Raw genomic sequence first — 13,878 nt, 5'->3', positions numbered from 1 at the left:
CAGCCACTCATCCGCGCAATTGCTTGAGTTTTCGGTACAGGGTCGCGCGGCTGATGCCCAGCGAGTCCGCCGCCGCCGTGACATTGCCCTGGTGCCGCGCCAGGGCCCCGCGGATCAGTTCCACCTCGTTTTCGCGAATGCTGCCGGGCTGCTGCACACTGCCGCTCAATTCGTCGAGCAGGCAGTCGGTGAGGTGTTCCAGGCCCAACACCTGCTCGCCTTCCTCGCGCATGGCCAGGGCCGAGCGCAACACCATCTCCAGTTGGCGGATGTTGCCCGGCCAATCGAAGTTGCCGAGCAGTTCGCTCAGGTCTTTGTCCAGTCTGACGCCCTCGGCGCCGAACTTGCTCAGCAGGTTGTCGATGACGCCGCTCAAATCCTCGCGATCGCGCAGCGGCGGCAAGCGCAAGCTGACGCCGTTGATACGGTAGTAGAGGTCTTCGCGAAAGTGCTTGTCGTGCACCAAGCGCTTGAGATCGCGGTGAGTGGCGCAGATCACCGCCACGTCGATGTCCTGTTCCTCGCCCGCGCCCAGCGGCGCCACCCGGCGTTCCTGCAGCACCCGGAGCAGGCGCGCCTGCAAGGCCAGCGGCATGTCGCCAATCTCGTCGAGGAACAGGGTGCCGCCATGGGCCTGCATCAGCCGCCCGACCATGCCGCCACGGCGCGAGCCGGTGAAAGCCCCCTCGCGGTAGCCGAACAGTTCGGACTCGATCAGGCCTTCAGGAATGGCCGCGCAGTTCACCGCGACAAAGGGTTTGTCCGCTCGCGCGCTGGACTGGTGCAGGGCCCGGGCCACCACCTCCTTGCCGGTGCCGGTTTCGCCCAGCAACAGCACAGGCAGGTCGTTGCCCAGACCCTGGCGCGCCATGCGCAAGGACCGGGCGAAGCGCGGGTCGCGGCCGGCCAGTGCTTCCAACTCCGGGGACTTCTGTGCCACCGGCACCCTACTGCTGGGCTGCGGGGTGCCCAGGCCGGTGTGGCGAGGCAGGTGCAGGGCCCGGAAGAAGAATTCGCCCTTGGCGGTCTGCACGCTGCTCACCCCGCCCTGCCACAGGCGTGCGATGAAAGCCGAAGAACGCTCGCCCATCAGGTCGCTGCAACGCCGCCCGATCAAGGCTTGGCGCGAGACCTGCAACAACTCGCAGGCACGTTCGTTGGCGGCCAGCACTTCCCCGCCCAGGCTCAACGCCAGCAGGCCATGCCAAGCGCTGGCCAGGTATTGCGGGCGGCTGTGGAAAGCCAGCACCAGTTGTTCCGGATAACACAAGCCGAACATGCGGCTCTCGATATTGCCCGCCGCCAGCATCAAGGTGGAGAGGTTGTCTTGCGGTTGGGCCATGATCCCTTCGCGGGTCAGGTCGAGCACGCCGATCACTTCGCCCCGTGGATCGCGCAAGGGCACGGACGTGCAGGAAAACGGGCTCAGCCGGTCGAGGTAGTGTTCGCCGCAGTTGATCAGCGTCGGACGCCCCTCCACCACGGCCGTGCCGATGGCGTTGGTGCCTCGCCGCGACTCGCTCCAGCAACTGCCGGGGCGCAGGTCGCGCAGGCCGAATTGCTTGAGGACGTCCGTCTGGCCCTCGATGGCCAGGACATTGGCTTGGGCATCGCCAAGGATGATGATCCCGCCCTTGCCCTGGCGGGCGACCAGATACTCCAACTCCGGGGTGGCGGCGTCGATCAACAGGCGGTTGCTGTCCAGCAGCGTCTGCAGGTCACTGCGCTGTTGCACTGCCAGCTCGACTTGCTCGCCTTCCAGGCAGTTCAGGCCATGGCCGAGGCTGCGCCGCCAGGAGGCATCGATCTCCTCGCGCAGCATGCCCAGGGGCAGCTCACCGTCGCTGGCCAGCTTCAAACGGACCTGCCGTGACTCATGCAATGGATCAGCGGCGTTTGTTATTGGTAGGTATCGCGCCATCTCTTACTCCAGGCCTATCGGACGCAACGGGCTCAGGGAAACGCAACTCCTGGCAGTTTGCTTGAGATTCGCCGGGCCGTCATCAACTGGTGCCGAGGTTCGGCAAGGCAGAGTGGCATATGGTGCCGCTTACGTAAAGGTAAGGATGGACGTTGAATCCACTGGCTTATCGCGGGCAAGCCCGCTCCTACAGGCACCTGCATACCTCAATATCTTGAAACCGACGCAGGCGCTGTATTCCCACATTATCCACCCCCAATCACCCCCAACCCTGGGGCTGCAAGCCCGCCCCCACTGCCGGGCAAGGTATTGCCCTGGACAACGCCAGGCCTTGCCCCGCAAGGCTTGCAGGCCACCAATCAATGGTTGGTACGGATGTTGCCGAACCCTGCTCAGACGCCCCAAGTCCATGGGCCCGTTTGCAAGAGGGATTTCTCATGCACCGACCAACACCCCACCCACTGGCGCTCGCCATTTTCGCCAGCCTTCTCCAGGTCCCGGTCCAGGCCGCGCTGTTCGACGTCGACCCGGGCCCCTACCTACCCGAAAACGGCCACTTCGCCGCCTGGTATCAAGACAGCCACGGCCGAGTCCTCGACCTGTGCCTGTCCAAGGCGCTCAGCTCCCGCGCCGCCGGCGAGCCGGGCGAGCCTGCATACATGTGCTCCCTGACACCGACCCCCGACATCTTCGATGACACCCAGCCGATCCAGTTTCCCAGCAACTTCCCGGATGAAGCCTTCTGGTTCACCGCCGACGCCGAGATCGTCGATGCCGCCAGCGGCATCGAGCTGAGATACGGCACGGCCATCGAGGCGGCGTTCTCTGTCGACGAGCCCATCGACGGCGACCAGATCAGCTTCGCCCGCGTGCGTATCCGCGTCGACATCCCCGTCGCCGGCACCTACGTGGTCACCCACCCCTATGGCGTGGAGGTGTTCGATGTGCAGGAGCCAGGACGCCGGGCCATCAACATGACTCGCGACATGGGCATCGGCTCGCCGAAAACCTACACCGGCGCACTCAAGGGCGATGTCGGCCCGTTCCTGCGCAGCGTCAACGGCCCCTACACCGAGACCAACCCGGACACCGGCGCCATCGAGCGCTACATCGGTGACCCCAACCTGGAAGAGCCAGTGACCGGCAGCCCGTTCAACACCAACTTCGTGCGTATCGAAGGGCCCAATGGCCTGGACCTGCGTACCGAGCTGTTCGAGGTCTCCGGCAAGCTCTCCGAGGTGAACCGCCCGACGCCGCTGATCCCGCTGCGCAGCACCTACTCGCGGCACACCGAGGGCGGCGACCTGCGTGCCCAGCAGGATGTCTTCGTCATGGCGCCACCGCCTCCGGCAACGGTCAGCCTGGTCAGCCAGTCGCCCAACCTGGCCCTGAGCGAAGCCGATAGTACCGGTGCCTGGTACGCCCAGTCGGCACTCAACCCGAGCTTGCCGCAGACCCTCCAGGTCACCGCAGACAACAGCCCGGCCATCCCCAGCAGCAGCCCGACCACCGCCAACCTTCCACTCGTCGACCTGGTGACCATCCAACGCGCCGAGTACAGCCTGGCCAGCGGCGTGCTGACCCTGGTGGTCAGCACCAGCGACGAAGTCAGCCCGCCTGCACTGACCGCCACCACCGGCAACGGTGCGTTGATCGGCAGCCTCAACGGCAACGGCGCGCTGAAGACATTGACCACCGGGCTCTCGCCGATCCCGCCGGCCACGGTCCGAGTGACCAGTGCCCACGGCGGCAGCGACAGCGAAGACGTGGTGCTGGTGCCATGAACAGTCAAAGGCTCCGCCTTCAAGGAGGCAGCATGAACAATTGGCCACGCCAGGCGCTATTGGCCGCCGGGCTCACTTTCACTCTCACCGGCACTGCCTGGGCAGGCCTCGCCGAGGTCGACCCCGGCCCCTACACCCTGGCCACCGGGCGCTACCCGATGTGGTACAAGGACACCGCCGGAGTGTCGCTGGAACTCTGCCAGTCACGGGCCGTCAGTTCCCGCTCCCCCGGTACGCCGGCGTCGCCGAACTACATGTGCGTACTGGAAACCGAACCGGGTATATTCGACGACAAACTGCCCTTGGTCTTCCCGGACAACTGGCCGTCGGAGCTGTTCTGGTTCCTGGCCGAGGCCGAGATTCCCCAGGTGGGCAACAACGGCTACGAGCTGGAAGTCTACGTCGCGGGTGTCGAAGCGGCCTTCGCCGACGAGAACCCGGTCGATGGCGACCAGCAGAGTTTCGCCAGGATCCGCATCCGCGCGTCGATCCCGACACCTGGCGTCTACACCGTCACCCACCCCTATGGGGTGGAAACGATCAACGTGACCTCTCGCGGCCGCCGCGCCATCAACATGACCCGCGACATCGGCATCGGCGGCCCAGGGGATTTCAGCGGTGTGCTCAACGGCAACATCGGCCCCTTCCTGCAGAGCGTCAACGGCCCCTACACCGAGATCAACCCGGACACCGGCGCCACCGAGACCTACATCGGCGACCCGAGCCGCAGCGAAGCAGTGACCGGTAGCCCGTTCAACACCAACTTCGTACGCATCGAAGGCCCTGCCGGAACCATCCAGACCAACACCTTCACCCTCACCGGCAAGCTCCTTGATCCACGGGCCCAGACGCCGGTGGAACTGGAGCGCGCTACCTACCAGCGCAACAGCGCGGGGACCCGCGTCGAAGTGTTCGCCAAAGCACCGAACAGCGCCAGCCTGTGCATGCGCAACGGCATTGACCTGATCGGCACACCGCCCTCGCCGTGCCAGTTCAACCTGCTGTCGGACAACAACGGCCTGTTCTTCGCCCATCAGTTGAACAGCGCCCCGCCACCGGAGGTGGTGGTGGTCACGGCCAGCAGCCCGACCGGCGACACCCGTCCGACCGCCCTGTCGAGCAAGCTCAATGATGTGGTGAAAGTCAGCACCGCACGCTATGACTGGGCCAACAAGCGCCTGCTGATCGAGGCCCGGTCCAGCGATGAAGTGCAAGTCCCGGACCTGGTCGCCCAAGGCTATGGCCGCCTGTCCAAAGCGGGCACTCTGCAAAGCCTGACCGTCACCGACCTGGCCCAGCCTCCAGCCACTGTCACGGTCAAGTCCGCGGCCGGCGGTAGCGACACCGAACCGGTGATCGTGGTCGGCACAGCACCGGTGGAAGCCGAGAACCAACCGCCAGTGGCCCAGGCCGACGTCGGCAGCACCAGCATCGGCGTGCCACTGACCCTCAACCTGCTGGCCAACGACAGTGACCCAGACGGCCACCTGCCACTGACCATCACCGACCTCACCCAACCCGGCACGGGCCTGGGCAGCGTAGTGCTCAATGGCAGCAGCTCGGTGACCTACACCCCGCCAGCCGGTGCCAGCTCGCCACTGGTGGCAATCTTCAGCTACCGCGCCCAGGACAACAAAGGACTCAAGTCGGCTCCGGCCACGGTGACCATCAACGTCGCCCCGAACCAGCCGCCGACAGCCGTCGCCGATACGGCCGCCACCCTCGGTGTGCCGCTGGTGATCAACGTCCTGGCCAACGACACCGATCCGGAAGGCAACCTGCCGCTGGTCGTGGACAGCGTCACCCAGCCACCGGCCGGCCGCGGCACGGTCAGCACCGACGGTAGCCAGGTCACCTACACGCCGCCGGCCTCGGTCACCACACCGTTCACCACCACCTTCACCTACATTGTGCGCGACGCCCTGGGGGCCCTGTCCGCCCCCGCCACGGTCACCGTACAGGTGTCGCCACAGCCGGCCCAGGAGACCTTCGCGGTCACCGCCGCGACGGTCACGGCGCGTTCCAACAACCGCTTCAACTGGGACTTCAGCGGCACCTCGTCAGTGACCACCGGCAACACCATCACGGTGCAGGTGACCACCCCGAACGGCCTGGTGACCCTGGGCAGCACTCCGGTACCGCTGACCGGCCGCTGGCGCCTGTCGATCAGCAACAGCACCACGGTGATCCCATCGGCCAACCCGACGGCGACCATCACCAGCAGCCAGGGCACCGTGCGCACCGTGCCGGTCAACGTGCAGTAGGCCCTGGAGGACGCCATGAAGAACCTCTTCGCACTGCTGCTCAGCCTGGCCCTGGCGGGCCAGGCCGCCCATGCCGACGACCTGATGGACAACGGCGACCTGGCCGCCGGTTCCGACCTGGGCGACCCCATCACCCTGACCCTGCTGCCCATTGGCAGTGGCCAGCAGGCGGTGATCGAGCAGCAAGGCGCGGGCAACCGTGCCGCCATCGACCAGAACGGCCAGGCCCTGCTAGGCCGCATCGTCCAGGCCGGTGGCGTGCAGGAGGCGTTCATCCTGCAAGAAGGCAGCGACCTGATGGCCTTGATCAACCAGCAGGGCTACGGCAACAACGCCTCGATCCGCCAGAGCGGCAGCAGCAACTACGCGCAGATCGAGCAGATCGGCAACGCCAACAACGCCAGCATCGAGCAGTCCGGCACGGGGCTTTCCAGCGCCGTGACCCAGGCCGGCAACGGCCAACACGTTCAGATCATCCAATACCGTTAGACCTGGAGGCACCACCATGTTCAAGCTCGCTCCCCTAAGCGCCGCCATTGTCCTGGCCCTTGCCGGTCAGGTCATGGCCGACGACAGCACCTCGACCCAGAACCAACTGGGCAACGAGAACATCGCTGAGGTCCAGCAGTTCGGCGCGCCCTATGCCAACGCCACCCAGACCCAGACCGGCCTGGGCCACAACCACCTCGCCGTGCAGGAAGGCAGCACCAGCCAGATCCAGCAAACCGTCACTGGCGAGTACAACGCCGGCTACGCCGAACAGCTGTACGAGAACGGCAGCAGCATCACCCAACAGGCCAGCGGCAGCTTCAACAACACCCATGCCAGCCAGTCACTGGGCTACGACAACGAGGTCCACCAGACCCAGCAAGGCGCTGGCAACTTCTCGTTCGTCTACCAGGACAGCCAGGAAGGCAGCCAGGGCACCACCCTGCAGTGGGGCGAGCGTAACGAGGCCAATGTCGAGCAGCTCTTCGGCGGCGTCGGCAACCGTGGCCTGAGCGTGCAGGCCGGTAAAGACAACTTCAGCGCCGCTGAACACCTCAGCCACCAGAACGGCCTGATCGAGATCTACCAGGACGGCAGCGGCAACTGGGCCTACGGCGACCAGCGCGACGGTCTCGCCGGGACCATCGGCATCCAGCAGGCCGGCATCGGCAACTCGGTGGAAGTCTGGCAAGACAGCCAGATCGATAGCCAAGCCACCGTGATCCAGTACGGCCAGGCCAACGAAGGCATCCTCGACCAGAGCTTCGGCCAGGACAACATCGCCCTTCTCATGCAGAACGGTCAACGCAACGCCACCTGGGCTGACCAATACGAAACCACGCAGTCGGTCACCAGCATCATCCAGGACGGCAAGGACAACCTGCACTTCACCTACCAAACCGGCGACAACCACAGCCTGAGCATCACCACCACGGGCAACGAAAACAAAATCATGGCCAGCAACTGGAAAGGCGACAAACCGGGTGGCCAGTTCGGCAGCAGCCAGCGCGCCGAGATCAACCAGACCGGAGTCGACAATAGCGTCAACCTGACCCAGGACGGTGTGGCACAACTGGCGCGGTTGAACCAGAAAGGCACCGGCAACGAGATGCAGACCAACCAGGTCGACAGCAACAACGAGCTGTACTTCGAACAGAACGGCACCGACAACCTGCTCATCGCCGACCAGCGCGGCATCGACAACTACGCCACCGGCAGCAGCATGGGCACCGCCAACACTATCCAGCTGGAGCAGTCCGGCGCTGGCAACCAGAGCTACACCTGGCAGCTCTATGGCAGCGGCAACCTGGCCAGCATCAAGCAGACCGACGGCGTCAACGTCGCTTACGTGACCCAAGGCGGCAATGCCAACCAGGCCCTGGTCGACCAGAGCGGCGCCAACATGAACGCCGCCATCACCCAGTTCGGCAATGCCAACCAGGCCATCGTCCTGCAGCAGTAGCCTCCCCCTTGGACCGTGGTTGCCTCCGGGCGCCACGGTCACTTTTTCAGCGATGCCCTATTCCACCGCAGGCCGTCGGCCACTGGAACGCGGTGCGCAAGATCAGCTCGATCTCAGCCGAGGAACAGGCGGTAGGCCGGGTTGTCGGTCTCATCCCAGTAGCGGTAGCCCATTTCGTCCAGCGCCTGGGGCAGACCCGGCAGTTCGTCGCCCGGCACCTCCAAGGCGGCGAACACTCGCGCCTCGGCCGCGCCGTGGTTGCGGTAGTGAAACAGGCTGATGTTCCAGCGCTTGCCCAGGCGCTCGAGAAAGCCCAGCAAGGCGCCAGGACGCTCAGGGAACTCGAAGCGCAGCACCCGCTCTTCAGTGCCCGGTGCAGCGTGGCCGCCCACGGTATGGCGCACGTGCAGCTTGGCCAGTTCGTTGTCGGTCAGGTCGAGCACGCTGTAGCCCTGCTCCCTTAGGCTGGCCAGCAGTTGCTCGCGCGGGTCGTGCTGGGGGTGCGTTTGTACGCCGACGAACAAACGCGCCTCCTTGCCCGCGTAGTAGCGGTAGTTGAACTCGGTGATCTGGCGCTTGCCCAGTGCCTGGCAAAAGGCGCGGAAACTACCGGGATGCTCGGGGATGGTGACCGCGATGACCGCCTCGCGCTGCTCGCCCAACTCAGCGCGTTCGGCCACATGGCGCAGGCGGTCGAAATTGACGTTGGCCCCCGAATCGATGGCCACCAGGGTCTGGCCCTTGACGCCTTCCCGGGCCACGTACCGCTTGATCCCGGCCACGGCCAGGGCACCGGATGGCTCGGTGATCGAGCGGGTGTCGTCATAGATGTCCTTGATCGCCGCGCAGATCTCATCGTTGCTAACGGTCAGCACCTCATCCACATAGTGGCGGCACAGCTCGAAACAGTGGGCGCCGACCTGCGCCACCGCCACGCCATCGGCGAAGCTGCCGACCTGCGGCAAGACTACCCGCTCGCCAGCCGCCATGGCAGCCTGCAGGCAGTTGGCATCATGCGGTTCGACGCCGATGACCTTGACCTGCGGACGCAGGTACTTGACGTAGGCCGCGATACCGGCGATCAAGCCACCGCCACCGACCGGCACGAAGATCGCGTCCAGCGCACCCGGTTGCTGGCGCAGGATCTCCATCGCCACGGTGCCTTGGCCGGCGATCACATCCGGATCGTCGAACGGTGGCACGAAGGTCGCGCCTTGGCTGTCGGCCAGCTTCAGGGCATGGGCCAGCGCATGGGGAAAGCTCTCGCCATGCAGCACCACATGACCGCCACGCGAGCGCACGCCCGTGACCTTCAGCTCCGGGGTGGTGGTCGGCATGACGATGGTCGCGCGCATGCCCAGGGTGGCAGCGGCAAGGGCCACGCCCTGGGCATGGTTGCCCGCCGAGGCGGTGATCACCCCGCGTTCGCGCTGGGCCGGGCTGAGCCGGGAGAGACGGGTGTAGGCGCCACGAATCTTGAAGGAAAAGGTCGGTTGCAAGTCCTCGCGCTTGAGCAGCACCTGGTTGCCCAATACCGCCGACAGGGCCGGTGCGGCCTGCAACGGGGTTTCGATGGCCAGGTCGTAGACGGGCGCTGCGAGGATGCGCCGTACCTGCTCCGACAGCAATTGCTGCGGGCTGGTGGCGCGGGGGGTGACGGCAAGACTGGTCATCGATGACTCCTGGTTGTTTTCACAGTGCCCGGGAGTCAGAGAGAAAAAACCCGCCTCCAGGGCGGGTTCGGTGCAAGTGCGCGCTAGCCCGCCAATCCGATAATGGCGGTAATAATGCTGAGGGCGTGCGACTGCGGGAAAGTATTCATGGGGTGGAACTTATCCTGGCCAAGCCGGTGAAGTCAACACTTCGCCGCACCGTGGTCCTTGTGGTCCTCTTGGGCGGAAACCGGAACATCGAACACCTTGTCGAAGCCCCACTGGAAGACGAAGGCATAGACGAAGAAGAACAGGAACAGCGCCAGGTTGGTCAGCAGCGCCGCCCACAGGCTGATGTCCAGCCAGAACGCCACCAGCGGCAGCAGGATCAGCACCAGCCCACCCTCGAACCCCAGGGCATGCAGCAAACGGCGCAGCAGCGTGCGGGAACGACTGCGCTGACGCGCCTCCCAGCGCTCGAAGGCCCAGTTGTAGCCCATGTTCCAGCTCATGGCGATGCCCGACATCAGGATCGACAGCACCGTCGAATGGGCCATACCGGCATCGAACATCAATGACAGGGCCGGGGCCACGCACGCCACTGCGATGACTTCGTAGAGAATGGCTTGGACGATCTTGCGGGCCTTGCCTTGCATGACGCCTCCTCGAAAAAGGCTACAAGCTACAAGCAATGGGCCACAAGTAAAAGCCCGAACGTCGCCTGTCGCTGTTCACTTGAGCTGAAGGGCCTTCAGTTGGGGCTGCTACGTAAATGCGTGGCCTGCCCTCTGTGGGCCTTGTATCGCGATGGGGCGCGCAGCGGCCCCAAACCAGAAGTGAACAGCATTACGCTTGCACAGGGGCTTGCAAACCACGCATTTACGTACCGGCAAGCCCATGCACCGGCTATTGGACAACCCCTCCATTGGCTGCTTGTATCTATTTCGCGCCGCCCCCAACACTCCGGCGCTCGACGGCGGTTGTCATGCCGAGTGTTCGATTTGCGCTATCGCCCTTGGGCGCGAGGCATACTGCTGCTGGATTGAGTTTGTCGACGCCAAGGAGCCGCCACCCCTCCATGTTCAAGACCATCGAAGAACATGTCCGCAAGCAGGTCGCTCCAGCCGCGCTGCGCGCAGAGTTCCGCCAGTACGAATTCGAGACCCTGCGCCCGTTCTGCCTGCTGATCTTCTGCGTGAGCACGGGCATCTGGCTGATCTTCGACCTGATCGTCAGCTACTTGGGCGGCCAGGGCCTGACCTACCTGTCGGCGATCTTCCTCGCCGCACTCGTCGCCCTCACGGTGATACTCGGCTTCGTGCACAAGAGCCATCACTTCGACGTGCTCAACCTGCTGTTCATCGCCGTGATCACCTTGGGCATGCGCCTGGTGATCGAGGGCCTCCCCATCGCCATGCGCCCGGTCTGGCTGGTGTTGGGCGTCTCGACCGTGCTGTACAGCGCCTCGGTGTTGCCGGTGCGACGCTGGTCGTTCTTCTGCGCCATGACCATCACCTGGCTGGTGCTCAACCCCTTCTACCATACGCGCATCGACCCGCTCGACCTCGAGGGCTGCCTGTTGCTGAGCTACGCCGTGTTTCTCAGCGGCCTGATCATCTATAGCTACCTGACCATGCGCCAGGCCAAGCTGCACAACTTCTACATGTCCAAGGTCCTGCTCGACCAAGCCTATGTCGATGTGCTGACCGAAATTCCCAACCGCCGCGCCTTCATGACCAAGGCCGAACGCCAGTTGCAACTGGCCAGGCCCGGGCTATACCTGGCGATGATCGACATCGACAACTTCAAGCGCGTCAACGATCAGTTCGGCCATGATATCGGCGACCTGGTGCTCAAGCGCGTGGCCGCGCACATCAAGGCATCCATGGGCGAGTTCGAATACGCCCGGCTCGGCGGCGAGGAGTTCGCCATTTTCTTCCAGGGCCTGGATCAGCAAGGTGCCGAACAGCGGGTTGCCAGCCTCTGCCGTCGCGTGCGCGAGGACCTGGACGAGCACCCGGTGACCGTCAGCATCGGCCTGACCCGGATCGACGCCGGCGACACCCTGAGCATGGCCCTGGTACGGGCGGACAAGGCGCTGTACGAAGCCAAGCGCAGCGGCAAGGACCGCTTCGTTCTGTGGCACTCGCCGATCTGAGGTTGCCTGAGCACGCCCTGCGACCGGCGATGGGCGCCGGCTACATCATCAGGCTGCTGGCAGGTGGATGCGGAACTGGGCGCCACCCAACGCCGACTGGGCCACCGTTAGCGTACCGCCCTGCCCCTCGATGGCGCGTCGGCTGATCGCCAGGCCCAGGCCGAAGCCACCGGTATTACGGTCACGACTGCGGTCCAGGCGGTAGAACGGCTGGAAGATCCGCTCGCGCTCCTCGACCGGAATGCCAATGCCGTCGTCTTCCACGGTCAGCAGGCAGGCGCCGTCGTCTTCCCGGCGCAAACGCAGCATCAGGCTTTCATCGCAATAGCGCATGGCATTGCGCACCAGGTTTTGCACAGCGCGCGCGGTCAACCGCGGGTCGAGAATGAAGCGCGGCAGCTCGCTGTCGGCGCGCACCTCCCAACGGATACCGCGGCTGTCGAGCTCTTCGGCGAAACCGCCGAGCACGCTGTCGACCAACTCCAACAACGACACCTCGACCCGCTCGCGCGCCTGGTCGGCATTCTGCAAGCGGCTGTAGGAGAGCAACTCCAGCACCAGTTCGTCCAGTTCGCGCACATGCCCGACCAGTTCCAGCAAGCGCTTGCGGCTCGCCGGCGGCACTTCGTCGAACAGCAGCACCAGGCCGAAGTCCAGGCGCGTCAAGGGCGTGCGCAGTTCGTGGGAGACCGCATTGAGCAGTTCGTGCTGGTGGTTGAGATGACGCTCCAGGTCACTGGCCATGGTGTCGAACACACCGGCCAGTTCGCCGATGTTCGAGCGTGGGGAAATCTGCGTACGCTCCGACAATTGCCCTTGCCCCAGGCGCCGGGCGGTTTCCTTCAAACGCTCCAGGTCGCGCCAGTGCGGCCATACCCATAGCAACAGGCAACCGAGCATGGCCGCGCCGATCAGCACAGTCACGCCCCAGGACAACAGGTTGATGTCCAACGGGTCCGGCGGGTTGTGTAGCGTCACCAGCCAGTTCCGGTCCAACGGCGCCATCGCCGTCTGGTAGTAGCCCCAGTCGCCGATGCGGATCACGCTCAATCCATGCTCCAGGCGTGCCCGCTCTGCGCTGGACAGGTCGGCTTGATCCATGCGTACCAATTGAACCTGCAGCGGCGCGAAACTGTCGGCCAGGGCTTGCTCGACGGCCGGCCATTGCTCGGCCGGCGCCTGGCGGAACTGCTTGACGATCAGCGACTGCACCCCCTTGGCCTGGTCCAGGTTGTAGGCCTGGAAGCGTTCGTGGAAGGCGCCGACGATGGCATCGGGAATCAGCAGCAAGGCGCCGGCATAGGCGACGATGATCACCAGGTACAGGCGCACGAGGATCTTCAGCATGGCGCCGTCAGAACTCCCATTCGACGCGGCTGAACAGGTACCCCTTGCCCCAGACCGTCTTGATCTTGCGCGCTTCGCCAGCGTTGTCGTCGAACTTGCGGCGCAACTTGGAGATGGCCACGTCCACGGAACGGTCGGTGCCATTGAACTCAATGCCCCGCAACTGCTGGAGGATGCGGTCGCGGCTGAGCACCTCGCCGGCATTGCGCGCCAGCACCACCAGCAGGTTGTATTCGCCGCTGGACAGCTCCACCTCCTCGTCGCGCCAGGTCACCGTGCGCTCGGTCAGGTCGATGCGCAGGCCACCGACCACGATCAGGTCGCTGTCCAGGCGTGGTTCGTTGATGCTGCTGCGGCGCAACAGCGTGCGCACCCGCGCCAGCAACACCCGTGGCTCGCAGGGTTTGGTCACGTAGTCATCGGCGCCCATCTCCAAGCCCAGCACCTGGTCATGGCTGTCGTCGCGCGCGGTCAGCATGAGGATCGGCAGGCTTCGCGACTCATGGCGCAGCAGGCGGCACACCTGCAGGCCGTCCAGGCCAGGCAGCATCAAGTCGAGGATGACCAGGTCCGGCTTGTTGCGCCGCGCCTCCTCCAGCACATGGTCGCCACGGGCGATCACGCGAACGTAGAAGTCATTGCGTTGCAGGTAGCTGGCGATCAATTCGGACAAGGCGCTGTCGTCTTCGACCAGGAGAATGTTCGGCATGGGCAGTTTGACGGACGAGGAAAGTCAGGCAGGATATAGAATCCTACGCGCAGCCAGCGCAATTCTTAACACTTTTTCACACTCGCCCTACA

The 13,878-nt window shown here is 64.8% G+C and carries 10 protein-coding genes; 5 read left to right on the top strand and 5 right to left on the bottom strand.

Features of this window, described 5'->3' with window-relative positions; translation table 11 throughout:
- Window positions 1-7 precede the first annotated feature (7 nt).
- Window positions 8-1,921, bottom strand: a complete 1,914-nt coding sequence (locus ACYU03_RS11865) for a sigma-54-dependent Fis family transcriptional regulator (RefSeq protein ID WP_461890933.1) — start codon at window positions 1,919-1,921, stop codon at window positions 8-10.
- A 437-nt stretch (window positions 1,922-2,358) separates the two neighbouring features.
- On the opposite strand from ACYU03_RS11865, the gene ACYU03_RS11860 reads away from it, so the two are divergent.
- The 4 genes from ACYU03_RS11860 to ACYU03_RS11845 are packed head-to-tail and all read left to right on the top strand — an operon-like array spanning window position 2,359 to window position 7,920.
- Entirely contained in the window at window positions 2,359-3,705 is a 1,347-nt protein-coding gene (locus ACYU03_RS11860; RefSeq protein ID WP_461890931.1) for a hypothetical protein, read from the top strand.
- 32 nt (window positions 3,706-3,737) lie between these two features.
- On the top strand, window positions 3,738-5,969 hold the full coding sequence (locus tag ACYU03_RS11855) for an Ig-like domain-containing protein (RefSeq protein ID WP_461890929.1): 2,232 nt from the start codon (window positions 3,738-3,740) through the stop codon (window positions 5,967-5,969).
- Window positions 5,970-5,984: 15 nt separating this feature from the next.
- Entirely contained in the window at window positions 5,985-6,458 is a 474-nt protein-coding gene (locus tag ACYU03_RS11850; protein WP_461890927.1) for a curlin, read from the top strand.
- A 16-nt stretch (window positions 6,459-6,474) separates the two neighbouring features.
- Window positions 6,475-7,920: a curlin gene (locus ACYU03_RS11845; RefSeq protein ID WP_461890925.1), complete on the top strand. Its 1,446-nt coding sequence runs from the start codon at window positions 6,475-6,477 to the stop codon at window positions 7,918-7,920.
- Between the two features lie 113 nt (window positions 7,921-8,033).
- Here ACYU03_RS11845 and ilvA read toward each other — a convergent pair whose 3' ends face one another.
- Both ilvA and ACYU03_RS11835 read right to left on the bottom strand, forming a co-directional pair.
- Window positions 8,034-9,593 carry a threonine ammonia-lyase, biosynthetic gene (gene ilvA, locus ACYU03_RS11840; RefSeq protein ID WP_461890923.1) on the bottom strand — a complete coding sequence of 520 codons (1,560 nt, stop codon included), beginning with the start codon at window positions 9,591-9,593 and terminating at the stop codon, window positions 8,034-8,036.
- A gap of 182 nt (window positions 9,594-9,775) precedes the next feature.
- On the bottom strand, window positions 9,776-10,228 hold the full coding sequence (locus ACYU03_RS11835) for a PACE efflux transporter (protein WP_461890922.1): 453 nt from the start codon (window positions 10,226-10,228) through the stop codon (window positions 9,776-9,778).
- Window positions 10,229-10,650: 422 nt separating this feature from the next.
- Between ACYU03_RS11835 and ACYU03_RS11830 the strand changes: the two genes are divergently transcribed.
- Entirely contained in the window at window positions 10,651-11,730 is a 1,080-nt protein-coding gene (locus ACYU03_RS11830) for a GGDEF domain-containing protein (RefSeq protein WP_461890920.1), read from the top strand.
- Between the two features lie 48 nt (window positions 11,731-11,778).
- Here the strand turns inward: ACYU03_RS11830 and ACYU03_RS11825 are convergent, their stop codons facing one another.
- Together ACYU03_RS11825 and ACYU03_RS11820 are read right to left on the bottom strand one after the other, a co-directional pair.
- The gene (locus ACYU03_RS11825) at window positions 11,779-13,077 is read right to left on the bottom strand and encodes an ATP-binding protein (protein ID WP_461890918.1); all 1,299 of its coding nucleotides are present in this window, start codon (window positions 13,075-13,077) and stop codon (window positions 11,779-11,781) included.
- A 7-nt stretch (window positions 13,078-13,084) separates the two neighbouring features.
- Window positions 13,085-13,786 carry a response regulator gene (locus tag ACYU03_RS11820; RefSeq protein ID WP_461890916.1) on the bottom strand — a complete coding sequence of 234 codons (702 nt, stop codon included), beginning with the start codon at window positions 13,784-13,786 and terminating at the stop codon, window positions 13,085-13,087.
- Window positions 13,787-13,878: the final 92 nt, after the last annotated feature.

Source organism: Pseudomonas sp. X10, assembly GCF_054889225.1.
Note: the sequence above shows the minus strand (reverse complement) of the source record. Positions and strands in the feature narration are given on the sequence as shown.